The following is a 24552-nucleotide window of genomic DNA, read 5'->3' as shown; positions in this document are numbered from 1 at the left end:
AGGAAACCCAGGACCATGAACGCACACCTTCAGCCCACGGGCTCTGCCTATTTCATCTCTCCGGAAACGACCGCAGTCGAGAGCCACACGCTCTCGGTTCTCGTCGACAACGAGCCCGGTGTCCTTGCCCGCGTCATCGGCCTGTTCTCCGGCCGCGGCTACAATATCGAGAGCCTCACCGTCTCCGAGACCGAGCACCAGGCGCATCTGTCCCGCATCACCATCGTTACCCGCGGCACACCGCATGTGCTGGAGCAGATCAAGGCGCAGCTCGAACGCATCGTGCCTGTTCACCGCGTCGTCGACCTGACGGTGCGGGCTCGCGAACTCGGCCAGGACCGCCCGATCGAGCGGGAAGTGGCGCTGGTCAAGGTGATCGGCGAGGGCGAAACCCGCGCCGAGACGCTGCGGCTTGCCGATGCTTTCCACGCCAAGGTGGTCGACGCAACGATCGACCACTTCATACTGGAGATAACAGGCAAGTCGTCCAAGATCGACCAGTTCATCGCGATCATGAAGCCGCTTGGCCTGATCGAGGTCTGCCGCACCGGTATTGCGGCGATGAACCGTGGTGCGCAGGGGATGTGAGCCTGCTACCGCCGTCAGGTCCATGCCATAAGCTGCCCCTCACCCTAACCCTCTCCCCGTAAACGGGGCGAGGGGACGTGCCAAACACAACGTTGAGGTGGATGAAGCCGGTGCGGCATACCCCCTTCGCCCCGCAAGCGGGGAGACGGTGGCGGCAGCCGGATGAGGGCTTTTTAGCTGGGCAGCCGCTGTAGATCACAGCATCTCCAGCGGCTTTTTCCTGGCCGGTGGCGGGAAGGCGACGTCGAGCGCTTGCCAATCCTCCTCGGTGATATCAAGCGAGACACAGTCGCGGTTTTCGCGAACGCGTTCGGCATTCGAGGTCTTCGGGATGGCGATGACGCCGTCGCGTTTCAGGAGGAAGGCGAGCGCCAGTTGGGCTGGTGTCGCCTGGTAGGCCTTGGCGATGTGAATTAGTTCCGGATGATGGAGGACGTGTCCCTGCTCGATTGGCGAATAGGCCATAACGGGGATGCCGCGGCTCCGGCACCAGGGCAAAAGGTCGAACTCGACGCCGCGGCGGCTGAGGTTATACAGCACCTGGTTGGCGGCGACATTGGCGCCGTCGGGCACGCCAAGCAGTTCCTCCATGTCGTCGGTATCAAAGTTGGAGACGCCCCAGGCGCCTATCTTTCCGGAGGCCTTCAGCATCTCGAAGGCGGCGACGGTCTCGGCGAGCGGATAGTTGCCGCGCCAGTGCAGGAGATAGAGATCGATACGGCCCGTGCCGAGGCGTTCGAGGCTGTGTTCGCAGGCCTCGATCGTGCCTTTCAGGCTGGCGTTCCAGGGGTAGACCTTGCTGACGATGAAGACCTCGTCGCGCCGTCCTTTGATCGCCTGGCCGACGATCTCCTCGGCGCCGCCGTCGCCATACATTTCGGCGGTGTCGATCAGCGTCATGCCGAGATCGATGCCGGTTCTGAGGCTTTTGATCTCGGCCCTGGCATGGCCGGCATCCTCGCCCATGGCCCAGGTTCCCTGGCCGAGTGCCGGCACGGCTATGCTGTTCGGAAATTTTACGGAGGGGATGGGGTCGTCCTGCATGGCTCTTCTTCCTGCTCAAGAGATTGGGCCGCTTCGCCATCTTTCAAGTAATCCTGTCACCGTGACAATGATGCAATACCATCGGCGATTTAGGACAGTTATGCTGACCTAAATAAAGTGGGCTGCTGGAAAAGCCGGCTTCGGGAGGTCGCATGCCGCTGGATACGTTTCTCGCCCTCGTTCTCTTCGCCTTCACGACGTCGATCACACCGGGCCCGAACAATATGATGCTCTTCGCCTCGGGCGTGAATTTCGGCTTCCGCAGGACGATCCCGCATATGTTCGGCATCGGTGCCGGCTTCTTCTCGCTGCTCATCGGCGTTGGTTTCGGGCTCGGGGCGTTGCTGCACACGATGCCCGTGGTCTATACGGCGCTGAAGTTTGCGGGAGGCGCTTATCTCGTTTGGATTGCCTGGAAGACCGCTTCGTCGCGCTCGCTCAGCGAGGGCAAGAGCGGTGCGGCGCCGATGTCCTTCCTGTCGGCGGCGGCTTTCCAGTGGATCAATCCGAAAGCCTGGGTGATGGCGATGACCGCGATGGCGACCTATACCAATCCCGAGCTTTACCTCGCCAGCGTGTTGATCGTCGGTCTGGCTTTCGCGGTGGTGAACGTGCCGAGCGTCTCGACCTGGGCAGGCTTCGGCTCGGCGCTCAGGGAATGGCTTTCCGATCCGGTGCGGCTGAAATGGTTCAATATCAGCATGGCCGTGCTTCTGGTGGCGAGCCTCTGGCCGATGCTAAAATAGCGCAATCGACGGTTTCGTCAGCATCAGTCAAAAAATGCCGAGAACGGCCGAGAAAGCGGGAAAGCCGAACACGAACCAGACGCGATAGAGGCTGTGGTAGCTGGGCGGCAGGGCGCTTCCCGAGCTTGCCGCCGCGCGAGCGAGGTCGCGCAGTTGGATCTGGATCCAGATGACCGGCAGCCAGAACAGGCCCGTGACGACATAGAGCAGCAGCGACAGCGCCATCCAGCCTTCCGAGAGGTCCCAACCGATCGACCGCGCCAGGAGATAGCCACTCACCGGCTGGAGAAGAGCAGCGGTCGCCGTGAAGATCGTGTCGGCGATGACGACCGTCGCGGCGACATGGGCGATCAAGGCGGGATCGCGCGTGCGGTGCGCCATCACCATGAAAAAGGCGATGCCGGCACCGGTGCCGAACAGAACGGTCGCGCCGATCACATGGGCAAGCAGCAGCCATTGCTCAAGCATCAGCGTTCATCCAGGGTGGCAAGGGCCGTGAGCGTCAGCAGGATCGACGGTAGCACCTTGACGAGGGGGCCGAGCGGATCGAGCCAGAGGGCGGGTTCGAGAAGTGTGCCGCCTGTGAGATAGGCCAATGAGACGGCCAGCATGCCGAGGAGGGCGCGTCTGGCGAGCGGGCGGACAAGGACGGCGGCGCCGAGCGCGATATCGATGAGGCAGGTGACAAGCGTCAGCGCCGTTGCGCCCGCCTCGGGCATGAAGGGCAGGAAATGCGCGGAGGCCTTCGGCACCACCGGCAGCGGGATCAGGCCGGAGAGCAGCCAGAAAGCCGACAGGCCCGATATGACGAGCGGCTTCAGCAGATAGAGCCTGGCGAACCAGAGATCCTGTACGCCGGAAGGATTGGCCGCGAGCGTTGCCGCGGCGGATGTCGCGGCAAGGCCGCTCTCCCCCTTCGCGCTTTTAACGCCTTCCGACATGACGGTCATCGCCGTCGAGCGCAGCGGCGAACGCCAGCCGAGCAGGCCCGTGACATCGGCGAGCCAAGTTACCGGCCTTGCAATCCAGGGGGCGAGAGCGATCACGCTTGCGGGCGGCAGGCCCAGCCATTGCCGGTGCAGGCGCACGAGATCGGCAAGCGTCAGCACCTCGTCGGCGGCAGGAACGATATCCCCACGCAGATCGCCTGAAACCGCCCGCGACACGGCTTCCGCCACATCGTCCACGGAAAGCGTTTCGACCGGGCTTTCGGCGTGGACGAGCGGCAGCGCCAGGGGAAAGGCGGCAAGCGCCCGGATGAGCGATGAACCGCCATGGGGCATTGCGGCCGAGAACGAGGGCAGGGCGCAGGATGAGGTGAGGTAGGCCGCTTGCCGCCAGCGCCTCGTCGGCTCGCCGCTTGGTGGCGAGGAAAGGCAGATCGCCGGCGGCGCCCGCCGTCCTTGCCGATATCTGCACGATCAGAGGACGCGAGCGTTTTGCGGCGGCATAGAGCGCCAGCATTGCATCTGCCTGCGTGGCCGCCAGATCATCGGAAAGACCGTCCTGCAGCGCGCCGGCGCAATTGACGACGACATGCTGATCCTTCAGGAGATCCTCCCAGTCCTCGGGTTTCGTCATGCGGGACAGATCGGCCCGCCGCCAGTTTATCGCAGGCTGCCTCAAACGCGCCCGCACGGGATTGCGGCCGAGCCCGGTCACGGCATGCCCATCGGTGGCGAGCCGGGCCGCGACGACGGAGCCTATGAAGCCGGTTGCACCGAGAATCAGGATGTTCATGGCGGGAGATTAGCGGAAAAGTTTGATTGGGATAGAAGGGCTTGGCGGCGTTGTGGTGTATGGTAGAAAGAAAGGAGACGGTTTTACCGACCTGCTTTGAATTGGGGCGAGAGGTTGCCACGACTCCGCTTCCCCCCGGCGGGGAGCAACCATGTTTCATTTTTGCTGGTATTGTGGCGTCCATTCGGTCTTTCGAGAGAGGATTGTGTTGGCGAGAACGATGAGTTTGCGTGCGACGGCTATGACGGCGCACAGGTGATCCTTTCCGTTCTGACGCAAGCGGGCGTAGAAAGAGGCGAGATCCGGATTGTGCCGGGTTGCCGTAAACGCGCACATGAACAGGCTCTTTCGCAGGCGTTCGCGACCACCCTGGATGCGGCGTCTGCCATGATATTTTCCGCTATCATCGTCATAGGGTGCGACGCCGGCAAGGGCGGCGATCTCGGCGCGGCTGGCATGGCCGAGCTCGGGCAGCCGAATGATCAGGCACAGGGCGCTGCGCAGCCCGATGCCCTTAATAGAGGTCAGCAGATCGAGCCGTTGCGAAAGGTCACAATCGTCGCGAACCATCTTTTCGAGCCGCAGCAGATGGGCCTTTCGGCAGGTTTCGAGGCGGGCGACCTCGCGCGCATGACGGCGCTTGATCGCCTCCGACAAGGCGGTCTCGGCAAAGGTTTTGATCAGGGCGATCTGCTGCTCGATCTGTTCCAGATAGGTCAGTTCGGCCGCCAGTTTGTCGAGGCGTGCATCCGGCAGCGCCGGCAACTGCTCGAGACTTGCCGTGAAGAGCGCAATCAGCACGGCATCGAGGCGATCGTTCTTGGCTCGCTTGAGCCGGCTCTTGGCAAAGAAGCGCAATTGCGCCGGCTGCAGACGCGCCGCCGGCCGCTTGCCGGCCCGCAGATGCGCCAGCAACCGCCATTCATAGCCGCCGGAGGCTTCGAAGCCGATGCGGCTGACGTCATGCTCTTGAAGAAAGGCGTCAAGCGCCTTCAGGCCAGCAGCGTCATAAGTGACCCTCAGCCTTGCGCGGCCGGGATGGAGGGCAATGTCGAGATGGCTTTTGCCGACATCGATTCCGGCACAAATCATGCTATTATCGGTCATCTTCGTCGTCCCTGTCTTGGATACGAACCCCAAGGTTCCTGCAACCACACGGGCCAGATGAAGAGCCGGTTGCGATCCTGCTCCCCACAGCCCCCAACGGCTAAGAAGGTGACGATCCGACAACCAGCTGCCGGGCGGGCGGCCACCCGCCCGGCAGGCATCAGTATCCTACATTTTGCTCATCCAAGAAGATGCCGGCAGGCAGATGAGGGGGTGAGCGGCGAGCCGCGAATGCACGGAGCGCAAGCGAAGGGCAAATCATGAAGGGCGTGCCGTGCGGCCCCCCTCATCCGACCCTTCGGGCCACCTTCTCCCCGCTGGGGAGAAGAGGAGGAGCGTGCCGCGCGCATTGAGGAAACAGGGCGGCCGATCGCCGTTCCGGGAGGATATTGCCTTGCACGACGACCACAATGACGATCACGACCATCACCACGATCATGCCCACGACAACCATTACTCCGACATGCAGGCGCGCGTCAAAGCGCTGGAGACGCTGCTGACGGAGAAGGGTTTGATCGATCCGGCGGCGATCGATGCGATTGTCGAGACTTACGAGACGAAGGTGGGGCCGAGGAACGGCGCGCATGTCGTGGCCAAAGCATGGAACAATCCCGAATTCGCGGACTGGCTGAGGCGCGATGCGACGGCGGCGATAGCGAGCCTTGGTTATACCGGCCGGCAGGGCGAGCATATGCGCGCCGTCTTCAACACGGCCGATACCCACAACCTCATCGTCTGCACGCTCTGTTCCTGTTATCCCTGGTCAGTGCTCGGCCTGCCGCCGGTCTGGTACAAGGCGCCGGCCTATCGTTCACGGGCGGTGATTGATCCGCGCGGCGTGCTTGCCGAATTCGGCCTGACCCTGCCGGTGAACAAGAAGATCCGCGTCTGGGATTCGACGGCGGAGCTGCGTTATCTCGTGATTCCGGAGCGGCCGGCGGGCACGGAAGGCATGGATGAGGCCGCACTTGCCGGCCTCGTTAGCCGAGACGCGATGATCGGCACGGCCATTGCAGGCAGCTCGAAGATTTCAGCTGCCGGCAGCCAGAAGGCTCTGCCATGAACGGACCGCACGATCTCGGCGGACAGATGGGCTTCGGGCCTGTCGCGCCTGAAAAGGATGAGCCCTGTTTCCATGCCGGCTGGGAAAAGCGGGCGCTCGGCATTACGCTTTCCTGCGGCGCCTTTGGTGCATGGACGATCGATGAAAGCCGGCATGCGCGCGAGAATATCCCGCCGGCCGATTATCTCGCTGCCAGCTACTACGAGATCTGGATCCGCGGCGTCGAGACGCTGCTTGCGCGGCACGGCTTTGCGACGCGCGAGGAGCTGCTGTCCGGCCACAAGCTGCAGGATGGGGCTGCGCCGAAGCGGGTGCTGAAAGCGGAGATGGTGGCTGATGTACTGGCAAGGGGCGGGCCTTGCGATCGTCCCGTCGAAACCGCGCCGCGCTTTGCTGTCGGTGAGGCGGTGAGGACGAGGAATTTCAATCCGCCGACCCATACGCGGCTGCCGCGCTATGCGCGTGCCAAGACGGGCGTCGTCGAAGCGGTGCAGGGCTCCTTCGTCTTTCCCGACGACAATGCGCATGGCCGAGGCGAGAATCCGCAATGGCTCTACACTGTCGTCTTCGACGGCGGCGAGATTTGGGGCGAGGGGGCGGATCCGTCGCTGACGGTCTCCATCGATGCGTGGGAGAGCTATCTTGAGCGTTTGTGAGATGCCCTCGGAGCTCAGCCAATCGCTCGGTCTGCCGAAATCTCCGGAAGGCGGGCCGGTCTTTCCCGAGCCTTGGGCCGCCGAAGCCTTCGCCATGACCGTGCATCTGCATGAGAACGGGCTATTTGCCTGGCGCGAATGGGCCGAGCTCCTGTCTCGGGAACTTCATAAGCCCGGCCGCGCCGAAGACGGCAGCGATTATTTCGACTGCTGGGTGGCGACGCTTTCCGAATTGCTTGTCAGCCGCGGCATAGCGGATGCATCTGCCATTCTCGACCTGCAGAAGAGCTGGCAGCGGGCAGCCGAAGCCACGCCGCATGGGCAGCCGATCGAGCTCGCCAACGATCCGAAACGCTGACCCTCAAGAAGGGAACTGCCGGTAGCATTCCTCGGCGACGCCTCGCAGCGTCTCACGCGAGATTTCGCCGGTGACGGCGTAACCGAGTTCGCCGTCGACCCAGTAGAAGGTTTCGAGATTGCCCGACGAGGCGAAGCGGAAGCTCGTCGTGCGGTTTTCCCTGTTGCGGCCAACAATGACCGTCAGGCGTTCACCGGCCTGGTTCTCGTACATGAACATGGCGCCCGGCCTGCCGTCGACCGGCAGCAGGCGGCCGCCGACCAGCTTGAAGCCGAGCGACTGCAGGTCAGGGATCTTCAAATTCTCGACTGCCAGCCGCTTTCCGAGCCAGGTGGCGAGATGAGCCTCCTCGTCGGCGAAGACCTCGACGGGGTGGCGCACTTCTGCGGCATAGACGGTGAAGGCGGTCTCGGCCTGTTTCGGCAGGGTCTCGGAACCGGCAAGCTGCAGGTCCGGCTTTTGAAGAAGCGGGGGGCCATAACGGCCGCTGACCGCGCCGAGCGTGAAGACGAGCAGGGCCGCGGCGGCGGCCATCCAGCGCTTCGGCGCGGAGGAGGGCGCGCGTGGCGGGGTGACGAGCTGGGGATCGGTGTCCTTCGCCTTCTCATAGCCTGCGAACAGCGTCTTGATGCCGGTATTCTGCGCCTGCCATTCGGCGACCAACGCCGCTTCGTCGGGATTGTCGGCAAGGAAGGCCTCGACGCGGGCGCGGGCCGTTTCCGCCAGCTGGCCGTCGGCATAGGCGTGGAGATCGGCTTCGGTGACGATCGGGTTGGTCTCGTTCATTTCGGTCTCCGAAGCGTAATGACGTTATCGGCCTTCAGCCGCTCGGCGATGCGCTGGCGGGCGCGCGACAGCCGGGACATGACGGTGCCGATCGGGATCTCGAGCGCGGCGGCGACCTCGCTGTAGCTGTATCCCTCGATGACAACGAGCATCAGCACGGCGCGGTGCTCTTCCGAGAGACTGTTCAGCGCATCGTCGAGCCGGGCGCGCTCCAGCGGATCGGCCGGCGGTTCGGGAGCGGCCACGTCTTGTGCGGCGTCGAGCTCGACCAGGCCGTCGCGCGCCTTGCCGCGCCGGCCGTTTCGATAGAGATTGGTCATGATGGTCAGGACCCAGCCGCGCAGATTGAGGCCGCGCCATTGGCCGCGGCGCGTCAGGACCTTCTCGACACAGTCCTGGAGCAAGTCCTCGCCGTCGGCATCCGAGCGCGTCAGGCTGCGCGAATAGCGCCTGAGCGAGGGCAGGAGGGCCAGGATCTGGCCCTCGAACGTTTCAGGTGGGGGTGTCTTCACGCCGGCTCTCTTGGCATCAAGGTTTGGCGACATCCCAATTGCCGCCGACACCGTCGCCGGTGATGTCGCCAGCCTTCTTGTCCTTCACCCAGTAATAAAGCGGCATACCGTCCTTGGCCCATTGCTTCTTGCCATCCTTACGCTCGATGATCGAATATGCGCCATCGGCCTTGGCATCGGAAGCGGCCATCAGCGGCGGCCAGTTCTTGGCACAATCGCCGTTGCAGTTGGAAACGCCCTTGGCGTCTTTCTTGAAGGTGTAGAGGGTCATGCCGTTTTCGCCGGCGAGCACCTTGCCCTTGGCGGATTCGACTTCCTTGACGGGAGGGGCGGCGAAAGCAGCGGTCGCGGCAAGAGCGGCTGCCGCCGCGACGGACAGGAATTTCACGGATGTCATAATGTCTCTCCTCAGGTTGGGCACGCAATGCTGCGATACCTGAGATGAGACACGCGACGAGGCAATTTTATTCCGGCTGAGCGAAAGTTTTCGCGGAAAATGGCGGGTTGCAGTGGGGCACGCCGATCAGCCCTCATGTGAGGAGGCCTGAGGGCCGTCTCGAACCACGAGGGCGGGTGGCCGGCTCGATTACTTGCCGGATGCAGATATTGCTGCGGCCAGCGCGGTGGCCAGCCCCGTGGATGTCTTCGCTGTCATCGCAGTCATTTACATCAAATCGATTTGCGGATAGCATATATCCTTAATGTGGTTCACAGAACCAGCCATTAAGAGTTGCTGAATGATCTTGAAAAGCCAGGTCGAGTGGGCGCTGCATTGCTGCGCCATTCTCGCGGGCCTGCCCGAGGGCAGGTATCTCTCCACCAAGGCGCTCGCCGAGCTTCATGGTCTGCCGAAGGAATATCTCTCCAAGGCGCTGCAAAGCCTTTCACAAGCCTCGCTCGTCGATACCACGCTCGGCCCGAGCGGCGGCTACAGGCTTGCGAAATCCCCGTCTGAGATCAACTTCCTTGATATTGTCGAGGCGGTGGAGGGAAAGGCGCGCAGCTTCACCTGTACGAATATCCGGGAGAACAATCCGTGCCGGCCGGCAGGCTATTGCGACAGCAAGCCTTGCGCGGTTGCGCGCGTCATGTGGGAAGCCGACGAGGCTTGGCGAAACACGCTGAGGGCCGTGCGGCTCTCTGATCTCGTTGGCACCTTATCCGAGGAGGTGCCGGCGGACATCTGGCAAGGCACGTTCCAATGGGTGCTCCAGCGTGCCGGCTGATCATGCCCTGAAGATGGTCCTGATGGTCTTCAGGATTGCGTGCGCGTTGCGTGCTTGTTCCGGGGGCAGGTTAACGCCGTCGCGGAAGCGTTCGGCGCGGCCGGCGAGGGCTTCGGCGATCTCTTCGGCCAGGGCTGGGCGTTCGCTAAGCAGCGGGGCGAAGGCCGCCTGACCGATTTCATAGATCGTCACTGGGGTCAGGGCCTCCAAGGTGCAGACTTCCTGCATGCCGGCGAGCAGGCCTGTCTCGCCGAAGAAATCACCTGGCGCAAACCGTCCGCGCTCTTCGCCTTCGCGACGCGCCACGATGATACCGGCGCGCACCATCATCAGCGAGGGCAGCATTTCGCTCTCCCGCACGATCACATCGCCTTTGCGGAACTGCCGGACAGTCGTGGTCTCGGCGAGCCTCTGCCTCTCATCTGATGTCAGTGTTGCAAAGACGGGAATCGCTTCGATCAGCGCAAGCGGCGTGACGGTCGGCGGCTTGGCGTTTTCTTCCGTCGGCAGATCGGCGGTCAGCACCTGGGCTGCGGGTGGAACGGCCAAAAGCAAGCCGGCGGATTTGCAATGGCGATAGACGAGATCGAGCACCTCATTTCGCGCTGTCACGCGCTGACTGGGGCTCGTCACCCGAAACTGCAGCTCGACTTCGAGCGCGGTGGCGTCCAACCCCTTCAATGAGACGACCGGCGGCGGCTCGCGCACGATCGAATTGCAGCTCGTGAGCGCCGAGAGCATGACCTGGCGGATCGATGCCGGCATCCGGGTCGGAGCGATGCGGATGGTGAGGATCAGCAGATGGGTCTCGTCCGGCCGGCTGACATTGGTCAGGCCGAGTTTCGCCAGGAAGCTGTTGGGCAGGACGACGACATTATTGGCGCCGGTCAGGATGTGCGTCGCGCGCCAGTTGCTTTCGACGACGCGCCCTTCCGTGCCGTCGCTCAAGAGGATCCAGTCGCCGATAACATAGGGCCGGCCGAGCGTCAGCGCGATGCCGGAAAAGACGTCGGCGAGCGTGTTCTGGAGCGCCAGGCCGAGGATGATGGCGACCACGCCTGATGTGGCGACGAGAGTGCCGATCGGTACGCCGAAGACGAAAGCGAGGACCGAGAGTGCCATGCCGATATAGACGATGCCGATGACGAGATCCTGCAGCAGGCGGGCCTCACGCGGGCTTCCCTCCAGCACCAGATAGAGCCTGATGAAACCGATCACGGCCCATGCCAGGTGGACCCACCAGAGCGATTTGGCGACGATGACGAGCAGGGCCTGCGGGTCTTCGGACTGATATCCCTGAAAACGGTGGGGCTCGATGCCGCTGCCGGCGAGGATCAGCGTCATCACCGCAAAGAAGAGGATCTGCACCACCAGCCGCGTCGTCGGCCGCTGACTGGAGAGGAAATACCAGACGAGGATGCCGGCAAAGCCGACGACGATGAGGGAGATCAGCGGCTTGCCGAACAGCGCGTCGTAGATCATCTCTCTGTCTCCGGAAGGGGCGGGCGGTACATGATTTAGCAAGTCGGCCACCCGCGCAAGCATCGACGTGCGCGGGCGATCAAGGACCGACCATCAGTTCTGCAGCGGGAAGGTCAGCTCCTTCTGCTTGGTGTCGACGACGAAGACGGCGAGCAGGCGGGCGGGCTTGGTCTTGCTGCCGTTGGCGCTGACGCCGTGGCGGTCGCCCGGCATTTCCGAGAAGCTTTCTCCGGCCTGATAGACCTTGACCGGGCCGTCATTGACCTGGCTGCGGATCGATCCCTCGAGCACGGTGGCGTAGATGAAGGCCGAGTCCGGGTGGGTATGGCCTTCAGAGAAGCCGCCGGGGCCGTATTCGACCAGCACGCCCTTGATGCTCTTGCCGGGTACGTTCGGCAGCTCGTGCTCATAGACGAGCGTCACCTTGGCAGACTTGCTGCTGTCTCGGGCGGAAGCTCCGGTGGCTGCCAGAAAGGCGAGCGCGGCGGCGATGATTGATGCTCTGATCATGGCAATCTCCTTTGTTGCTGGGGTGGAGAGGACGCGCCCGAGTGGCCGCGTCCTGAGGCAAACCAATCACTTCGACTCGGCTGATTTGGCAAACCACTCTTCGAAGGTGATCGAACCGAGCCGCGGATTGTCGTCGGAGATGAGCGACTGATCGTTCAGCCTTGCGCCGAAATATCGCGCCTCGGCGTCGGCCTCGACGGTGCGCGGGTCCTTCATCGCCTTTAGATAGCGGGCGACGAGGTCGCTGAGGCGAGCGCGTTCGGGACCCGATATCTCGATCGTCTTGTTGGCCGGGGTGGAGAGCGCCACGTCGGCCATGGCGTCGGCGACGTCATCGGAGGCGATCGGCTGCACACAGGCCGGCGACAGGCGGACCGTCTGGCCGACCGTGCCGGATTGGGCGATGCCATTCAGGAATTCCATGAACTGCGTCGAATGCACGATGGTGTAGGGAATACCCGAGGCCCTGATCAGCTTTTCCTGAGCGAGCTTGCCGCGGAAATAGCCGCTTTCCTGCAGGCGCTCGGTGCCGACGACCGAAAGCGCGATATGATGCTTGACGCCGGCGGCCTTTTCGGCGGCGAGAAGATTGCGTCCCGAGGTCTCGAAGAATTCGAGCACGGCCTTGTCCTCGAAGGAGGGCGAATTGGCAAGGTCGAGTACGACCTCTGCGCCGGCAAGCGCTTCCGCCAGCCCTTCCCCGGTGATCGTGTTGACGCCGGAGTTCGGCGAGGCGGCAATCACCTCATGGCCGCGCTTGCGCAGGCGTTCGACAGTTTTCGAACCGATGAGGCCGGTTCCGCCGATGACGACGATTTTCATAACGGATCTCCCTTCGCTGTCGCGGCGCGGCAGCGTCAAATTTAATCTTCTCAATGAATTGCAGGGGTTAGTTCAGGCCAGCCTTGTCGAGGCCGTAGGCCTTGTCGGCCGTGCCCGGTACGGTCTTGAAGCCGACATTGACGCGGTTCCAGGCATTGATGGCCATGACCACGAAGGTCAGGTCGGAGATTTCCTTCTCCGAAAGCTGGCCGCGAACCCGCTCGTAGATCTCGTCGGGAACGCCGCCCTCGGGAAGTTTGGTCAAGACTTCGGTCCATGCCAGCGCTGCGCGCTCGCGGGGGATGAACAGGTTCGATTCCCGCCAGATGGCGACGTGATAGATTCTGAGCTCGCTCTCGCCATGGATCTTTGCCTGCTTCACATGCATGTCGAGGCAAAAGCCGCATCCGTTGATCTGCGAGGCGCGGATTTCGACCAGCGCCTGCAGCTTCTCGTCAATGACGCTGCTCCTCAGCGCCATGCTGAATTCCATGAATTTCTTGAAAAGCTCGGGGGAATGCTGGGCATAGTTCAATCGCTGGGTCATGTCGTTCTCCTCTAATTAAGGACAGTTATTATCCTTATGGATAAAAGATATCCTTAATTGCTGGACAGTAAAGCCATTCTCGCTTAGTCTGGCGGCATAAAGCCTATGCGCAAAAGTATGAGGGGGCTGTCATGGATATCGTATCGGCATTACGGACCTTTCAGCGCGTGGTAGAGACAGGATCGTTTTCGGCGGCAGCACACGATCTCGACGTGACTCAGCCGGCGGTTTCACGCCAGGTCGCAGCCCTCGAAAGCCATTTCAACATGCGCCTCTTGCATCGCACGACAAGCGGCCTGTCGCTGACGGCCGAAGGCGAGCGAATGATGCCGATGGCGCTGAGGATTCTCGACGCGGTGGAAGAGCTCGGCGATGCCGCCGGGTCGGATAGAGCGATCGCTTCGGGGAAGGTCAGGCTGAGCGTTCCGGCACCACTCGGGCTCTATCTCAGCGAGCGGCTGGGCGATCTTCTCGCTGCTCATCCCAAACTCTCGGTCGAGCTGCTTTTCAGGGAGCAAAGCTCCGACATGATTGAGGAGCGCCTGGACCTTGAAGTGCGCCTTGGCCCGGTCGCCGACAGCAGCCTCGTCTGCCGCCGGATCGGCTGGACGACGGCCTTCCTCGTCGCGTCTTCCGCCTATCTCGCACGCAGGGCGGCGCCGCGCGCACCGAAGGACATCAAGGATCATGAATGCCTGTGCTACAACAGGGCGGGTGAGGCCAATATCTGGTCCTTCTCGAGCGGCTCGGAAGACATATCGGTCAGGATCTCGCCGCGGCTGACGGCCTGCAACGCCGTCGCTATCCACAGGGCAGCCCTTGCCGGCGCGGGCCTTGCGGTGCTCTCGCACATCATCGCCAAGCCCGATATCGCCGCTGGCCGGCTGATCCCGGTGATGAAAGATTTTCAGCCGAGCCGGCTGCCGGTCACCGTCGTCTATCCCTCGCGACGCAACATGGCGCTACGCGTCAAGACGGTTCTGGATTTTCTGATCGATGCGATGGGGCAGGACCCGTCGATGTGCGCAGGCGGCGCGGACCGGGGCTGGGACCGGTGAGTGCAAGGATCTGCTGCCAACGGCCACGCAGTATCGGTTTCCGCCTTGCTTAAAAGCGGCGAATCCTGCCAAGTCGTCTGATCATGCAATTTGCGCCGCAACAAGACGAAGCCCTGAAGGCTGTTTCGAAATGGCTGAACGAAGGGCGCTCGCCGCTCTTTCGCCTGTTCGGCTATGCCGGAACGGGCAAGACAACGCTTGCCCGGCATTTTGCCGAGAATGTCGACGGCGACGTGCTGTTTGCCGCCTTCACCGGCAAAGCCGCCCAGGTGCTGCGCTCGCGCGGCGCCTCCAACGCCAAGACCATCCATTCGTTGATCTATCGCCCGCGCGGCGAGGAAGCGGTGGAGGACGAAGAGACCGGCAAGACCTCGATTGCGCCGATGTTTTCGATCAACCGGCAGAGCCCGGTCGCCAAAGCGGCGCTGATCATCGTCGACGAATGCTCGATGGTGGACGAGGCCCTCGGCAAGGATCTGATGAGCTTCGGAACGCCCATCCTGGTGCTTGGCGATCCCGGCCAGCTGCCGCCGGTTTCGGGCGGCGGTTACTTCACCAACCAGGAACCGGATTACCTCCTCACCGATATTCACCGCCAGGCGCGCGACAATCCGATCATCAAGCTCGCCATGCAGGTGCGCGAGGGCAACGAGGTGATGTATGGCGATTACGGAACGGCGAAGGTTATTCCGAAGAGCGAGGTGACGCAGCAGCTGGTGCTGGGTGCCGATCAGGTGCTCGTCGGCACCAACAGGACGCGGCGGCGCTATAATCAGCGCTTGCGCGAATTGAAGGGTTTCAGCGCCGATTATCCGCAGACCGGCGACAAGCTCGTCTGTCTTCGGAACGATCCTGCCAAGGGCCTGCTCAACGGCTCGCTGTGGCAGGTGATGACCTCGTCCAAGGAAACCACGAAGCCCGGCATCAATCTCCTCGTCCGCCCGGAGGACGACGACATGGATCGCGGGGCGGCGAAGATCAAGCTGCTCAAGCAGGCCTTCGAGGATGTCGAAGGCGAAATCCCCTGGAACACCCGCAAGCGTTACGACGAGTTCGACTATGGTTATGCCCTGACCGTTCACAAGGCGCAGGGCTCGCAATGGAACGACGTCGTGCTCTTCGACGAGAGCTGGGCCTTTCGCGACACGCGGGAACGCTGGCTCTACACCGCGATCACACGCGCGGCGGAGACGCTGACGATCGTGCGCTGATCCCGATCGCGTCGCGATCCCGATCAAGCGGAAGGGGCGGTGCGGCCGTCGGGGCGTTGTCCGTGCGTCAAGCCTGCACGATGCCGAGCAGGACGGCCTTGGCGATCGCCTGAAAACGGTTGTTGGCGCGGAATTTCAGGATGATTCCAGCTTCGAGATCCCTGGTTTCGTCATGCCTCAGGTCGAGCGCCCGAGCGATGCGCTGGGTGGAATAGCCCTCTGCCATCAATTCCAGGCAACGCAGTTCCTGCTCGGTCAGGCTGGAACTGTCCTGATTGTCGTTGAGCGGCTGCGTCTCCATGCCGTCGTCGAAATCCAGTAGATCGCCGACCTGCTGGAGTTGGCGGTGCAGCGTCGACATTTCGGCCGTCAGCTCGCGCTTGCGCACCTGCAAGGCCTCGCGAAACATCGCCTCGGCCGATTCCTGCGAATCGGCTTTGCGAAGCTCGTCCATCAATTCCTGGATAACCGCGATCGGCATGCCCGTTTCGCGGCAGACGGTGATGACAGCCATGCGCATCACGTCGTCCTGGCCATAGACCCGCATCAGGCCGATGCGATTGGCCGAGATCAATCCCTTTTCTTCGTAGAAATGCAGCGTCCTGTGCGTAACGCCGAATGCGTTGGCCATATCGGCGATAGGCACCGGACCTTCCGGTAGATCCGGCGGCAGCGCGGCAGAAGGCAGGAACCGGTATTTCGACCGGGCCTCCGAAGCGATACCGGCGGCAGCAAACAGGCGTTTGGAACCGTCTGGCATGAACCCTCCTAGGGCATCTTGTTGCACCTCATGCGGATTTGCCAGTTGCTTCCCGGTCGCGGCGAGTGGGGTTTCCTCTGAGCGTCTTACATGGGGAAAGAAGCAGTACGCGGCCTACGTTTACGCGACACAATGTCCACGTTATGCGTGAACGATCTTTTTTATAAGTGCTAAAAATAATCTCTTTTAAATGGGATAGCAACGCGACGGTGTGTTTTGCAGGCTTTGCGTGAAGGTTCTAGCAAAACACGCACTGCGCCCGCCGGGTACGTCCCTCACGACTGTACTGCCGATCCATCAATGATCGGCGTCGCATTCATCTGCGATTCTCGTTGGCCATCGCCGGGCACTTGGCTTAAAAGCGGGGCCTCCCGTTTCCGAGACCGATGGATAATCCGCCATGCCAGCCAAGCTCTCCGTGAACCTCAACGCCATCGCCATGCTGCGCAACCGGCGCGATCTCCCCTGGCCGAGCGTCGAAGCCCTCGGCCGAATCGCCCTTGCCGCGGGCGCCAGCGGCCTGACGGTGCATCCGCGCCCCGACCAGCGCCATATAAGATTTTCCGACTTACCCGTCATCCGCAACCTGATCGACGACGAATTCCCAAAGGCCGAGTTCAACATCGAGGGTTATCCCACAGAGGAATTCCTCGAACTCTGTGCCGGCGCCGCACCCGAGCAGGTGACGCTGGTGCCCGACGATCCCTCCCAGGCGACCTCCGATCACGGCTGGGACTTCCGCAAACACCAGGCGTTCCTCACCGACGTCGTCGCGCGGCTGAAAAAGATGGGATGCCGGGTCTCGCTCTTTGCCGACGGCGACGGCGATGCGGAAGCGGTCAAGATCGCCAAGGCGGTCGGCGCCGACCGGATCGAACTCTATACCGGCCCCTATGGCGGCTGTTACGATGCGCCCGAACGGGCGGCTCCCATCCTCGAAGCGCTGGGAAAGACCGCAGACGCTGCACTGGCGATCGGTCTTGACGTCAATGCCGGGCATGATCTGACCGTCGCAAACCTACCTGATCTGGTGAAGCGCATTCCCGATCTTGCCGAAGTTTCTATCGGCCATGGGCTGACCGCCGATGCGCTGGAATATGGCATGGCGGAAACGGTGCGGCGGTTTTGCAGGGCTTGTGGGCAGAAGGTTTGAGGAAGGTCGTTGCCCTTAGCGCCTAGAGGGGATCGAGTCACGACGTTCTGGCGGTGAGACGCACGGTGCATATTGAGTCTGCCGCGCCCAGGGACTTGGGCGCACTGGATTCCTGTGCTTGTCACAGGAATCCAGCCACGGCGCGTCTGCCCCGCGAGTGACTCATTTGCGGCAATGAGATTTTTCTCATTCAAAGCCTTATCCCTGCGGCAAGCCCAGGGATGAGCGAAGTGCTCAATGGCCCCCAGCGCTGCCAGCGGCCGTCAATGCAGCCTTATGCGCCACGAAGAAATCCTTCAGCGGCTGCGGCTGTTTACCCGTCAGCTTGGTGAAGTCTTCGGTGACGATTTCGAATTTGCCAGCGCGGATGTTGGCGTCGGCGGAGACCAGCATGTCGGCGATGAAGCCGGGGAGGCCGGCCCCGCGGATGCCCTGGCCGAACTGTTCGTCATTGACGTCGACCACGTCGAGCGGCTTGCCGGCGGCCTCGGAGACGGTGGCGGCGACCTGCCGGTTGGTCAGCAGTTCAGTGCCGGTCAGCGTATAGGTGGCGCTTTCGGAAGTGCCGGAGGCGAGGGCGGCTGCGATCGCCAGGGCGCAGTCGTCGCGCGCAATGGTCGAGATCTTGCCGTCGCCCGTGGCGCTGTACCATTTGCCGCCCTGCAGGTTGTGCGGCATCCCGTGCAAGTAATTGTCGTGGTACCAGGCGTTGCGGATGATCGTATAGGCGATGCCGCTTGTCTTGACGGCGTTTTCGCTGCCGAGGTGATCGGGCGCGAAGATGACGAGCGAATCGTCCGGGGCCGGCATCGAGGTATAGGCGATGTGCTTGACGCCTGCCTTGACGGCAGCAGCGACGGCGGCCTTGTGCTGGCTGAGGCGCTTGCCGGGGGTATCGAGCGCGTCGGTGCTGATGATCAGCAGCCGGTCGACGCCGGCGAAGGCCTTCTCCAGGCTGGCCGCATCATCGAAATCAGCCTTGCGGGTGACGACGCCCTTGTTTGCCAGCCCAGCGAGCTTTTCCGGGCTACGCGTCGCCGCGACAATCCTGGTGGGGGCGACCTTATAGGTCTCGATGAGATGGTGGATGACACGCTGGCCGAGCTGTCCGGCGGCGCCGGTGACCAGGATGGTTTCGCTCATACGTCATTTCCTTCTGCGTTTTGACGTTGGTCTCAAAAAGAGACTAACACTAGAATAGGAATTGACTTCGCGGTGTAAAGGAGGCAGTTTTTCGGCTGTACGTTACCAAAAGGGAACCAGCAGATGAGCGGCGAGGTCCTGAGTCTGAAGAGCAGGATGCCGGGAATGCGGCGCGAGATCGATCTCGCCGGTCTCGATTTTTCCAACTGCCCGGTCAGGGACATGATGCAGCATATCGGCGGCAAATGGTCGACGCTACTGCTTGAGGTGCTGGCGGCTCGGCCTTGCCGGTTCGGCGAGTTGCGGCGGATGCTCCCCGATATCTCGCAGCGCATGCTGACGCAGACGCTGCGCGACCTGCAGAGGGACGGTTATGTCCATCGGGAAGTCTTCCCGACCAAGCCGCCGAGCGTCGAATATTCGATGACCGATCTCGGCCGTTCGCTCTACCAGCCGCTGTCGCAGCTCTTGAATTGGGCGGAAGCGAACCACGAAGCAGTTCGTGACGCCCGCTTGCGTTTCGATTCTGCAGAGAGCTAGGCTTTGTTGCCGCGCCCTTCCGTCAGGAACAGCAGGAAGGCCAGTGCCGGGAAGGCGAAGCCGATCCAGGCCGTCATCGTCCAGCCGCCGGTCGCATAGGCCCAGCCGCCGAGCGCCGAGCCGAGCGCGCCGCCGGCAAAGAAGGTGGCCATGAAGAGGCCGTTCAGCCGGCTGCGGTGTTCCGGATTCAAGCCGTAAATGGCGCGCTGGCCGCAGACGAGATTGGTCGTCACGCCGAAATCCAGCGTGATCGCCGCCACGGTCAGAAGGATCAGGGCGGTGAGGGAGCCATCGCTTGCGAAATGGCTGATCAGGAAGGAGGCCATGCCGAGCAGCATGGCGAAGGTCGAGGCGATCCTGGTCATGCCGCGGTCGGCAAGCCGGCCAGCGATCGGCGAGGCGAGAGCACCGGCCGCACCGGCAAGTGCGAAGAGGGCGATGCCGTTCTGCGTCAGGCCGAAGGCCGGGCTTGCGAGCAGCAGCGGCGTCGTCGTCCAGAAAAGGCTGAAGGCGCCGAACATGCCGGCCTGGTAAAGGGCGCGGCGCTGCAGCACGCGCGAGGTCAGCGCCAGATGAGCCATGGAGGCAAGAAGTTCGCCATAGGAGAGCTTCGTCTTCGGCATGCGGACCGGCAGGTTGGCGCGAAGCACGATGGCGAGCACGAGCATCAGTGCTGCCGTGACATAATAGACGATGTGCCAAGAGGAGGCCTCGGCAACGAAGCTCGCGAAGGGCCGCGCCAGCATGATGCCGCAGAGCAGGCCGCTCATGACATTGCCGACGACCTGGCCCCGTGTGGCATCCGGCGCCATGTTGGCGGCAAAGGGAACCAACACCTGAACGGCGACCGAGGCGAGGCCGATGGAGAGCGAGGCGGTGAGGAACATCGCAGGCGTCGTCGACAGTGCGGCACCGATCAGCGCCACGGCAGAGACGGCGATTAGCAGCAGCACCAGCCGGCGGTTTTCCGTCAGGTCGCCGAGCGGCACGATCAGCAGCAGGCCGAGGCCATAACCGATCTGCGTCAGCGTGACGATCAGGCCGGTTGCGGCGGGGGAGAAGCCGAGATCGGCGCTGATCGGGCCGGCAAGCGGCTGGCCGTAATAGAGATTGGCGGCCACCAGGCCACAGGCGGCGGCAAAAAGGAAGGTGAGCCAGGGGGACAGCGCTCGTGGAATGACCTTGTCCGGCGTGGTGGCTGAAATGCTCATCAGAAACTCCGGTATTCAAAGATTATGAGAATTAAATGCAAGAATGCTGGCTGCGGCCACCCGATCCTTGACCGGATGCCGCTATTTCGATCGTCTGGGCGCACCCGTTCAGGTCACGAGCTTCATCGCCGCTTCGGCCGCGGCGACCATCTCCTGCCTGCTGCGTCCTGTTTTGCCGATGACGCGCAAGCCCTTGGTCAAGCAGAGAAAAGCGAGGGCGGCGGCATCAGGGTCCACCCTCTTCGGGATGGTGCCGTCGGCGTGGCCGATGCGGATGAGATCGGCCATCAGCTTCTCGTCGGCGGCAAAGGCAGTGACGACATGGGCGGCAGTTTCATCGTCGAGCAAGGCGAAGTCATTGGCGCCGCCGACGACGAGACAGCCTTTGCGGCCGGCCTCGCCATGCGAGAGCTCCGTATAATACATCACCATTTGAAAGACCTTTTCGCGGCCTGTCTCCGCTGACGCGATCATTGCTTCCAAGCGCCGCCGGCCGAGCTTGCGATAGCGGGCAAAGGCGGCAACGAAGATGCCGCGCTTGTCCTTGAATGCCTTGTAGATGCTGCCCGAGGCAAGGCCCATCGCCTCGGCCAGCTCGCTGATCGAGGTGGCGTGGTAGCCGCGCTCGGAAAACATCCGCAGGGCCGCATCGAGGGCTGCGTCCATATCGAATTCGCGCGGACGGCCGCGGCTGCGGGTTTTTTGGTCTGTTGTGATGTCGGCAACGGTCATGGCTCCTAATTAGGGAATGGTCGTTTCCAAATCAAGCAGAATTTCTGCGATGCAGCAAATTCAGAGATCGAGTACCCAGGTCTGGCCATTCGCCTCGGGGCCGAACTTCTTATGTCTCTCCTCGCAGACAAGGCGGAAGCCTGCTTTGATGTAGATGCCGCGGGCCGCCTCCAGCATGTCATTGGTCCAGAGCGAAAGCTGGCGATAGCCCTTCTGTTTGGCAAAGCGGATGCATTCGTCGACCAGCAGCTTGCCGAGCCCGAGGCCGCGGGCTGATTTGTCGACATAGAGCAGGCGCAGTTTGGCGATGCCATCGCCGCCATTGGTGACGAGGACCGAGCCGACATTGACGGCGCCGCGCTCGGCGATCCAGCAATATTCCTTCTCGGGATCGAAATTGGCGAGGAACTTTCCGGCGACTTCGGCGGCCAGCGCCTCGAAGCGCAGGTCCCAGCCATATTCCTCGGTATAGAAGCGGCTCTGGCTTTCGACAATCCAGCCGATATCGCCGGCGCGATGGGCGCGGATGATCGCCGGCGCGGGCTTCGCGGCCGGGTCTAGCAGGGCGCGGATCGTGTTCATGGCCGAGACGACCGCCTGCGGCTCGCCGGTTGCGAGCGTGGCGAAACGGGCGGCGATCTGCGCGTTGGCGCGCCGTCCGAGTTCTTCGAACTCTTCTCGTCCCCGGTCGGTGACAATAATGATCTGGCTGCGCAGATCGGCCGGGTCGGGGCTGGTCTCGATCAGCCTCTCGGTGCGGAAACGCTTGAGGATGCGGCTGAGATAGGCCGGGTCGAGATGCAGGTCGCGGGCGAGTGCGGTGGCACTGACGCCTGCATGTGAGCTGATTTCGAAGAGGATGCGGGCGTCCGTCAGTGTGTAGGGCGAGTCGAGATAGGCCTTGTTCAGGAGGCCGAGGAAATTCGTGTAGAAGCGGTTGAAGTCGCGGGCGGTTTCGATGAGGGCGATGTCGGACATGGTGATCTCCAGGGGGAGATCTCGCAATTTGCTGACAAGGCCCGCTCCTCGCTCGCCGTCATCCTCGGCCTTGTGCCGAGGATCTGCTGCCCTATCGACCGGAAGCAGATGCTCGGGACAAGCCCGAGCATGACGAAAGAAGGGTTGGCCGACTGTGTCAACACCCTGACAAAAGTCTCCGTATGAAGACCTTTGTCATGCATTTGGTTGACTGAGTCAACTAAATTGTCGGCTGCGTTACGCGGCTTCCTCTTCCGCCTCTTCCTCGGCGCCTAGAGCGAATTCCACCGCCGCCCGGGCATGGATCGCCGTCGTGTCGAAGCCCTGCATCGGCAGGCGATCGGGATCGAGGATCAGGCAGATCTCGGTGCAGCCGAGGATAATGCTGTCGGCGCCGTTTTCCATGGCGCGGTCGATGATATCGATCAGTTTCTCACGCGAGCGGTCGTGCACCCGGCCGGCGCAGAGCTCGTTGAAAATGATGTCGTGCACGGTGGTACGGTCGGCGGCGTTGGGCACCATGATGTCGAGGCCGAGGTTCTTCATGCGGTCGGCGTAGAAGCGGTGCTCCATCGTGTAGCGGGTGGCGAGCAGCAGCGGGCGCTTGCGGCCGGCGGCATGCAGCGATTTCGCCGTCTCGTCGATGATGTGGATCAGCGGCACGGAAATCCTTGCCGCGACCTCCTCGGCGATCAGGTGCATGGTGTTGGTGCAGATGAGGACGCAGCCGGCGCCGCCAGCCTGAAGGCGTTCGGCAACATCGCCGAGGCGGCGGGCGGCGCCAGCCCAGTCGCCGGCCTTCTGAAGAGCGACGATCTCTTCGAAATTGACCGAGTGCAGGATGAGGTCGGCCGAGGCGAGGCCGCCCTTGCGGGCGCGCACCATCTCGTTGACAAGACGATAATAGACCGCCGAACTTTCGAAACTCATGCCGCCGATCAGGCCGATCGTTTCCATCTCTTTATGCTCCCATGCTTCGAGTTTCGAAAATCATGCCGTATTTCCGGCGCGGCATGTTTGCGTTATTTGTTCTTCGCGCGAAATTTGTGCCACTATTTTGCGTGGTGTGATAAGATTGCGCAAGTTCAAGGCGCAGAGTTGACTTCACGCACATGCTGGACGATCGCGACAGACGTATTCTCGACATGCTGCAGAAGGATGCTGGCATATCCGTGACCGATCTGGCCGAACGTGTGGCGCTTTCGGTCTCGGCCTGTTCGCGGCGCATCCAGCGACTGGAGGAGACCGGCTATATCGCCAGGCGCATCGTCGTTCTCGACCGCGAAAGGATGGGCGTGCCGACGACGGTTTTCGCGCTGGTCAAGACGGCCCATCATTCGGACGAGTGGACGGAGAGTTTTCGCAGGATCATCAGCGATATTCCCGAGATCGTCGAGGCGCACCGGTTGACCGGCAACCACGATTACATCCTGAAGATCGTGCTGCCGCGCGTCGAGCATTACGATGTCATCTACAAGCAGATCGTGCGCAAGCTGGAACTCTTCGACGTCTCGGCTTCGATCTCGATGGAAGAGTTGAAGCATGGAATGGCGATACCCGTGGGTTACGTCCGATGAACAGTCATGTGCCGAGGCATGGCAGTATGAACGACGGAGATATTCGTCGCTTTTTCATGCTGGGGGAAAACTTCTCCGATCCGGGCGCCCAACACGATTGCACGCGCAGCCGATAATCTCCAGCGCCGGCGATAGCGATTCATTTGTCTCGCTACGGAACGTTTTTCGACATATTGCGTTCACCTTTAGTTCAGGAGGAGGGGAGGATATTTCCTCCAGTTGGAGGATAGAGGAGAACAGTCATGAGAAAGCTAACCGTCGCCGCGTTATGCTTGATCATAGGTGCCCCTGGCATCACGCCCGCTCAGGCGTTTCCGGCTATGAACCCACCCAAGATCGAGGCACAGCAGCAGCAGATAGAGCAAGTACGATGGCGTGGCCGAGGCGGACATCATCGACGAGATAACTTGGGCTGGGCCTTAGGCGGTCTAGCCGTCGGCACCATCATTGGCAGCGCATTGTCACAGCCCTATTACGGCTCGCCTTACCGCTATTACGGGTCGCCTTACGGCTATTACGACTCACCCTACCGCTATTACGGCTCGCCTTACCGGTATTATGGCTCGCCTTACCGATATTATGGGCCGCCCTACCGCTACTATGGCCGGTATTATGCTCCGCCCTATCGGAACTACGCATCGACCGTCTATTACGGGCGGGGCGGCAGCCATGTGAGCTGGTGCTACGCGCGTTATCGTTCGTATAGGGCTTTCGATAATACCTTCCAGCCCTATTATGGACCCCGTCGCCAGTGCATCAGTCCCTATTGATTGGCACTTGCGCATCGGCGCTGTGAACTGGTTCCAGGCCGGCCGATGTCATGATTTGTTCGGACGGCTTGTCTGTATCGAACGTCAGCAGAAGCCCAGTCTGGGCAGTAATAACTTTGCGTGATTTCGGCTCCGCAAGCTTCGCAGGCTTGGGCTGCAGCCGTAGTTTTGCGCGACACGCTCTGTCGACTGCGATCGGTGCAGGGGAGGCATTCCAAAACGGCAGTTGCAA

The 24552-nt window shown here is 62.1% G+C and carries 28 protein-coding genes and 1 pseudogene; 12 read left to right on the top strand and 17 right to left on the bottom strand.

What is annotated here, in order from left to right:
- The first annotated feature begins 15 nt into the window (after positions 1–15).
- Positions 16–588 carry an acetolactate synthase small subunit gene (gene ilvN, locus AMK02_RS14175; RefSeq protein WP_011426035.1) on the top strand — a complete coding sequence of 191 codons (573 nt, stop codon included), beginning with the start codon at positions 16–18 and terminating at the stop codon, positions 586–588.
- Between the two features lie 195 nt (positions 589–783).
- On the opposite strand, the gene AMK02_RS14170 is transcribed toward ilvN, so the two are convergent.
- On the bottom strand, positions 784–1632 hold the full coding sequence (locus tag AMK02_RS14170) for an aldo/keto reductase (protein WP_064803712.1): 849 nt from the start codon (positions 1630–1632) through the stop codon (positions 784–786).
- 152 nt (positions 1633–1784) lie between these two features.
- Between AMK02_RS14170 and AMK02_RS14165 the strand changes: the two genes are divergently transcribed.
- Complete coding sequence (locus AMK02_RS14165) at positions 1785–2378, top strand: LysE family translocator (protein WP_064803710.1); 594 nt, start codon at positions 1785–1787, stop codon at positions 2376–2378.
- A gap of 27 nt (positions 2379–2405) precedes the next feature.
- Here AMK02_RS14165 and AMK02_RS14160 read toward each other — a convergent pair whose 3' ends face one another.
- From AMK02_RS14160 to AMK02_RS14150, 3 genes and pseudogenes are all read right to left on the bottom strand, one after another.
- The gene (locus AMK02_RS14160) at positions 2406–2846 is read right to left on the bottom strand and encodes a DUF2269 family protein (protein WP_064803708.1); all 441 of its coding nucleotides are present in this window, start codon (positions 2844–2846) and stop codon (positions 2406–2408) included.
- A pseudogene (locus tag AMK02_RS14155) lies at positions 2846–4118 on the bottom strand (SDR family oxidoreductase). The gene AMK02_RS14160 and the pseudogene AMK02_RS14155 overlap by 1 nt, the downstream one beginning before the upstream one ends.
- Before the next feature lie 156 nt (positions 4119–4274).
- Positions 4275–5225, bottom strand: coding sequence for an IS110 family transposase (locus AMK02_RS14150; RefSeq protein ID WP_064800413.1), 951 nt, complete (start codon positions 5223–5225; stop codon positions 4275–4277).
- 394 nt (positions 5226–5619) lie between these two features.
- Here AMK02_RS14150 and nthA point away from each other — a divergent pair, with 394 nt between their 5' ends.
- Genes nthA through AMK02_RS14135 form a run of 3 tightly spaced genes read left to right on the top strand, consistent with a single transcriptional unit; the run spans position 5620 to position 7302 of the window.
- Positions 5620–6288, top strand: a complete 669-nt coding sequence (nthA, locus tag AMK02_RS14145) for a nitrile hydratase subunit alpha (protein ID WP_189636970.1) — start codon at positions 5620–5622, stop codon at positions 6286–6288.
- Entirely contained in the window at positions 6285–6944 is a 660-nt protein-coding gene (nthB, locus tag AMK02_RS14140; RefSeq protein WP_064803706.1) for a nitrile hydratase subunit beta, read from the top strand. Before nthA ends, nthB begins: the two co-directional genes overlap by 4 nt.
- Positions 6931–7302: a nitrile hydratase accessory protein gene (locus AMK02_RS14135; RefSeq protein WP_064803704.1), complete on the top strand. Its 372-nt coding sequence runs from the start codon at positions 6931–6933 to the stop codon at positions 7300–7302. The genes nthB and AMK02_RS14135 overlap by 14 nt, the downstream gene beginning before the upstream one ends.
- A 3-nt stretch (positions 7303–7305) precedes the next feature.
- Here the strand turns inward: AMK02_RS14135 and AMK02_RS14130 are convergent, their stop codons facing one another.
- From AMK02_RS14130 to AMK02_RS14120, 3 genes are read right to left on the bottom strand one after another with little or no spacing between them, the layout of a single operon-like run.
- Complete coding sequence (locus AMK02_RS14130; RefSeq protein ID WP_064803702.1) at positions 7306–8088, bottom strand: anti-sigma factor family protein; 783 nt, start codon at positions 8086–8088, stop codon at positions 7306–7308.
- Complete coding sequence (locus AMK02_RS14125; protein WP_064806236.1) at positions 8085–8600, bottom strand: RNA polymerase sigma factor; 516 nt, start codon at positions 8598–8600, stop codon at positions 8085–8087. The genes AMK02_RS14130 and AMK02_RS14125 overlap by 4 nt, the downstream gene beginning before the upstream one ends.
- A 16-nt stretch (positions 8601–8616) precedes the next feature.
- Complete coding sequence (locus AMK02_RS14120; RefSeq protein ID WP_064803700.1) at positions 8617–8997, bottom strand: COG4315 family predicted lipoprotein; 381 nt, start codon at positions 8995–8997, stop codon at positions 8617–8619.
- A gap of 340 nt (positions 8998–9337) precedes the next feature.
- On the opposite strand from AMK02_RS14120, the gene AMK02_RS14115 reads away from it, so the two are divergent.
- The gene (locus AMK02_RS14115) at positions 9338–9826 is read left to right on the top strand and encodes an RrF2 family transcriptional regulator (protein ID WP_064803698.1); all 489 of its coding nucleotides are present in this window, start codon (positions 9338–9340) and stop codon (positions 9824–9826) included.
- On the opposite strand, the gene AMK02_RS14110 is transcribed toward AMK02_RS14115, so the two are convergent.
- From AMK02_RS14110 to AMK02_RS14095, 4 genes are all read right to left on the bottom strand, one after another.
- Positions 9827–11308 (bottom strand): cyclic nucleotide-binding domain-containing protein, encoded by a 1482-nt coding sequence (locus tag AMK02_RS14110; protein ID WP_064803696.1) that lies wholly within the window; start codon positions 11306–11308, stop codon positions 9827–9829.
- A 93-nt stretch (positions 11309–11401) separates the two neighbouring features.
- Positions 11402–11818, bottom strand: coding sequence for a cupin domain-containing protein (locus AMK02_RS14105; protein ID WP_064803694.1), 417 nt, complete (start codon positions 11816–11818; stop codon positions 11402–11404).
- A gap of 66 nt (positions 11819–11884) precedes the next feature.
- Positions 11885–12640: an SDR family oxidoreductase gene (locus tag AMK02_RS14100; RefSeq protein ID WP_064803692.1), complete on the bottom strand. Its 756-nt coding sequence runs from the start codon at positions 12638–12640 to the stop codon at positions 11885–11887.
- Positions 12641–12707: 67 nt separating this feature from the next.
- Entirely contained in the window at positions 12708–13187 is a 480-nt protein-coding gene (locus AMK02_RS14095; protein ID WP_064803691.1) for a carboxymuconolactone decarboxylase family protein, read from the bottom strand.
- Between the two features lie 131 nt (positions 13188–13318).
- Here AMK02_RS14095 and AMK02_RS14090 point away from each other — a divergent pair, with 131 nt between their 5' ends.
- Together AMK02_RS14090 and AMK02_RS14085 are read left to right on the top strand one after the other, a co-directional pair.
- Positions 13319–14245 (top strand): LysR family transcriptional regulator, encoded by a 927-nt coding sequence (locus AMK02_RS14090; RefSeq protein ID WP_064803689.1) that lies wholly within the window; start codon positions 13319–13321, stop codon positions 14243–14245.
- Between the two features lie 83 nt (positions 14246–14328).
- Entirely contained in the window at positions 14329–15456 is a 1128-nt protein-coding gene (locus tag AMK02_RS14085; RefSeq protein ID WP_064803687.1) for an ATP-dependent DNA helicase, read from the top strand.
- Positions 15457–15523: 67 nt separating this feature from the next.
- On the opposite strand, the gene AMK02_RS14080 is transcribed toward AMK02_RS14085, so the two are convergent.
- The gene (locus AMK02_RS14080; protein ID WP_064803686.1) at positions 15524–16216 is read right to left on the bottom strand and encodes a MerR family transcriptional regulator; all 693 of its coding nucleotides are present in this window, start codon (positions 16214–16216) and stop codon (positions 15524–15526) included.
- Positions 16217–16616: 400 nt separating this feature from the next.
- On the opposite strand from AMK02_RS14080, the gene AMK02_RS14075 reads away from it, so the two are divergent.
- On the top strand, positions 16617–17369 hold the full coding sequence (locus tag AMK02_RS14075) for a pyridoxine 5'-phosphate synthase (RefSeq protein WP_064803684.1): 753 nt from the start codon (positions 16617–16619) through the stop codon (positions 17367–17369).
- Positions 17370–17603: 234 nt separating this feature from the next.
- Here AMK02_RS14075 and AMK02_RS14070 read toward each other — a convergent pair whose 3' ends face one another.
- Complete coding sequence (locus AMK02_RS14070) at positions 17604–18512, bottom strand: SDR family oxidoreductase (protein ID WP_064803683.1); 909 nt, start codon at positions 18510–18512, stop codon at positions 17604–17606.
- Between the two features lie 123 nt (positions 18513–18635).
- Between AMK02_RS14070 and AMK02_RS14065 the strand changes: the two genes are divergently transcribed.
- Entirely contained in the window at positions 18636–19052 is a 417-nt protein-coding gene (locus AMK02_RS14065) for a winged helix-turn-helix transcriptional regulator (protein ID WP_064803681.1), read from the top strand.
- Here AMK02_RS14065 and AMK02_RS14060 read toward each other — a convergent pair.
- From AMK02_RS14060 to AMK02_RS14045, 4 genes are all read right to left on the bottom strand, one after another.
- Positions 19049–20263 carry an MFS transporter gene (locus AMK02_RS14060; protein WP_064803679.1) on the bottom strand — a complete coding sequence of 405 codons (1215 nt, stop codon included), beginning with the start codon at positions 20261–20263 and terminating at the stop codon, positions 19049–19051. The two genes, AMK02_RS14065 and AMK02_RS14060, sit on opposite strands and share 4 nt — an antisense overlap.
- 108 nt (positions 20264–20371) lie before the next feature.
- Positions 20372–20995 carry a TetR/AcrR family transcriptional regulator gene (locus AMK02_RS14055; RefSeq protein ID WP_064803677.1) on the bottom strand — a complete coding sequence of 208 codons (624 nt, stop codon included), beginning with the start codon at positions 20993–20995 and terminating at the stop codon, positions 20372–20374.
- Positions 20996–21055: 60 nt separating this feature from the next.
- Positions 21056–21973: a bifunctional helix-turn-helix transcriptional regulator/GNAT family N-acetyltransferase gene (locus tag AMK02_RS14050; RefSeq protein ID WP_064803676.1), complete on the bottom strand. Its 918-nt coding sequence runs from the start codon at positions 21971–21973 to the stop codon at positions 21056–21058.
- A 237-nt stretch (positions 21974–22210) separates the two neighbouring features.
- Positions 22211–22930: an aspartate/glutamate racemase family protein gene (locus AMK02_RS14045; RefSeq protein WP_064803674.1), complete on the bottom strand. Its 720-nt coding sequence runs from the start codon at positions 22928–22930 to the stop codon at positions 22211–22213.
- A 155-nt stretch (positions 22931–23085) separates the two neighbouring features.
- Between AMK02_RS14045 and AMK02_RS14040 the strand changes: the two genes are divergently transcribed.
- Together AMK02_RS14040 and AMK02_RS30155 are read left to right on the top strand one after the other, a co-directional pair.
- Positions 23086–23550 carry an Lrp/AsnC family transcriptional regulator gene (locus AMK02_RS14040; RefSeq protein WP_064803672.1) on the top strand — a complete coding sequence of 155 codons (465 nt, stop codon included), beginning with the start codon at positions 23086–23088 and terminating at the stop codon, positions 23548–23550.
- 242 nt (positions 23551–23792) lie between these two features.
- Positions 23793–24320: a BA14K family protein gene (locus AMK02_RS30155; RefSeq protein WP_082929668.1), complete on the top strand. Its 528-nt coding sequence runs from the start codon at positions 23793–23795 to the stop codon at positions 24318–24320.
- Positions 24321–24552: the final 232 nt, after the last annotated feature.

It is taken from the genome of Rhizobium sp. N731, assembly GCF_001664145.1.
Classification (GTDB): Bacteria; Pseudomonadota; Alphaproteobacteria; order Rhizobiales; family Rhizobiaceae; genus Rhizobium; species Rhizobium esperanzae.
Note: the sequence above shows the minus strand (reverse complement) of the source record. Positions and strands in the feature narration are given on the sequence as shown.

Bases quoted from the DNA above. Each gene is read 5' to 3' on its own strand.
- AMK02_RS14070 (WP_064803683.1), bottom strand. From the start codon at position 18,512: ATGAGCGAAACCATCCTGGTCACCGGCGCCGCCGGACAGCTCGGCCAG.
- AMK02_RS14105 (WP_064803694.1), bottom strand. From the start codon at position 11,818: ATGATCAGAGCATCAATCATCGCCGCCGCGCTCGCCTTTCTGGCAGCC.
- AMK02_RS14085 (WP_064803687.1), top strand. From the start codon at position 14,329: ATGCAATTTGCGCCGCAACAAGACGAAGCCCTGAAGGCTGTTTCGAAA.
- AMK02_RS14075 (WP_064803684.1), top strand. From the start codon at position 16,617: ATGCCAGCCAAGCTCTCCGTGAACCTCAACGCCATCGCCATGCTGCGC.
- AMK02_RS14170 (WP_064803712.1), bottom strand. From the start codon at position 1,632: ATGCAGGACGACCCCATCCCCTCCGTAAAATTTCCGAACAGCATAGCC.
- AMK02_RS14060 (WP_064803679.1), bottom strand. From the start codon at position 20,263: ATGAGCATTTCAGCCACCACGCCGGACAAGGTCATTCCACGAGCGCTG.
- AMK02_RS14050 (WP_064803676.1), bottom strand. From the start codon at position 21,973: ATGTCCGACATCGCCCTCATCGAAACCGCCCGCGACTTCAACCGCTTC.
- AMK02_RS14130 (WP_064803702.1), bottom strand. From the start codon at position 8,088: ATGAACGAGACCAACCCGATCGTCACCGAAGCCGATCTCCACGCCTAT.
- AMK02_RS14100 (WP_064803692.1), bottom strand. From the start codon at position 12,640: ATGAAAATCGTCGTCATCGGCGGAACCGGCCTCATCGGTTCGAAAACT.
- nthB (WP_064803706.1), top strand. From the start codon at position 6,285: ATGAACGGACCGCACGATCTCGGCGGACAGATGGGCTTCGGGCCTGTC.
- AMK02_RS14080 (WP_064803686.1), bottom strand. From the start codon at position 16,216: ATGCCAGACGGTTCCAAACGCCTGTTTGCTGCCGCCGGTATCGCTTCG.
- ilvN (WP_011426035.1), top strand. From the start codon at position 16: ATGAACGCACACCTTCAGCCCACGGGCTCTGCCTATTTCATCTCTCCG.
- AMK02_RS14095 (WP_064803691.1), bottom strand. From the start codon at position 13,187: ATGACCCAGCGATTGAACTATGCCCAGCATTCCCCCGAGCTTTTCAAG.
- AMK02_RS30155 (WP_082929668.1), top strand. From the start codon at position 23,793: ATGAGAAAGCTAACCGTCGCCGCGTTATGCTTGATCATAGGTGCCCCT.
- AMK02_RS14165 (WP_064803710.1), top strand. From the start codon at position 1,785: ATGCCGCTGGATACGTTTCTCGCCCTCGTTCTCTTCGCCTTCACGACG.
- AMK02_RS14120 (WP_064803700.1), bottom strand. From the start codon at position 8,997: ATGACATCCGTGAAATTCCTGTCCGTCGCGGCGGCAGCCGCTCTTGCC.
- AMK02_RS14040 (WP_064803672.1), top strand. From the start codon at position 23,086: ATGCTGGACGATCGCGACAGACGTATTCTCGACATGCTGCAGAAGGAT.
- AMK02_RS14110 (WP_064803696.1), bottom strand. From the start codon at position 11,308: ATGATCTACGACGCGCTGTTCGGCAAGCCGCTGATCTCCCTCATCGTC.
- AMK02_RS14065 (WP_064803681.1), top strand. From the start codon at position 18,636: ATGAGCGGCGAGGTCCTGAGTCTGAAGAGCAGGATGCCGGGAATGCGG.
- AMK02_RS14150 (WP_064800413.1), bottom strand. From the start codon at position 5,225: ATGACCGATAATAGCATGATTTGTGCCGGAATCGATGTCGGCAAAAGC.
- AMK02_RS14160 (WP_064803708.1), bottom strand. From the start codon at position 2,846: ATGCTTGAGCAATGGCTGCTGCTTGCCCATGTGATCGGCGCGACCGTT.
- AMK02_RS14090 (WP_064803689.1), top strand. From the start codon at position 13,319: ATGGATATCGTATCGGCATTACGGACCTTTCAGCGCGTGGTAGAGACA.
- AMK02_RS14115 (WP_064803698.1), top strand. From the start codon at position 9,338: ATGATCTTGAAAAGCCAGGTCGAGTGGGCGCTGCATTGCTGCGCCATT.
- AMK02_RS14045 (WP_064803674.1), bottom strand. From the start codon at position 22,930: ATGGAAACGATCGGCCTGATCGGCGGCATGAGTTTCGAAAGTTCGGCG.
- AMK02_RS14055 (WP_064803677.1), bottom strand. From the start codon at position 20,995: ATGACCGTTGCCGACATCACAACAGACCAAAAAACCCGCAGCCGCGGC.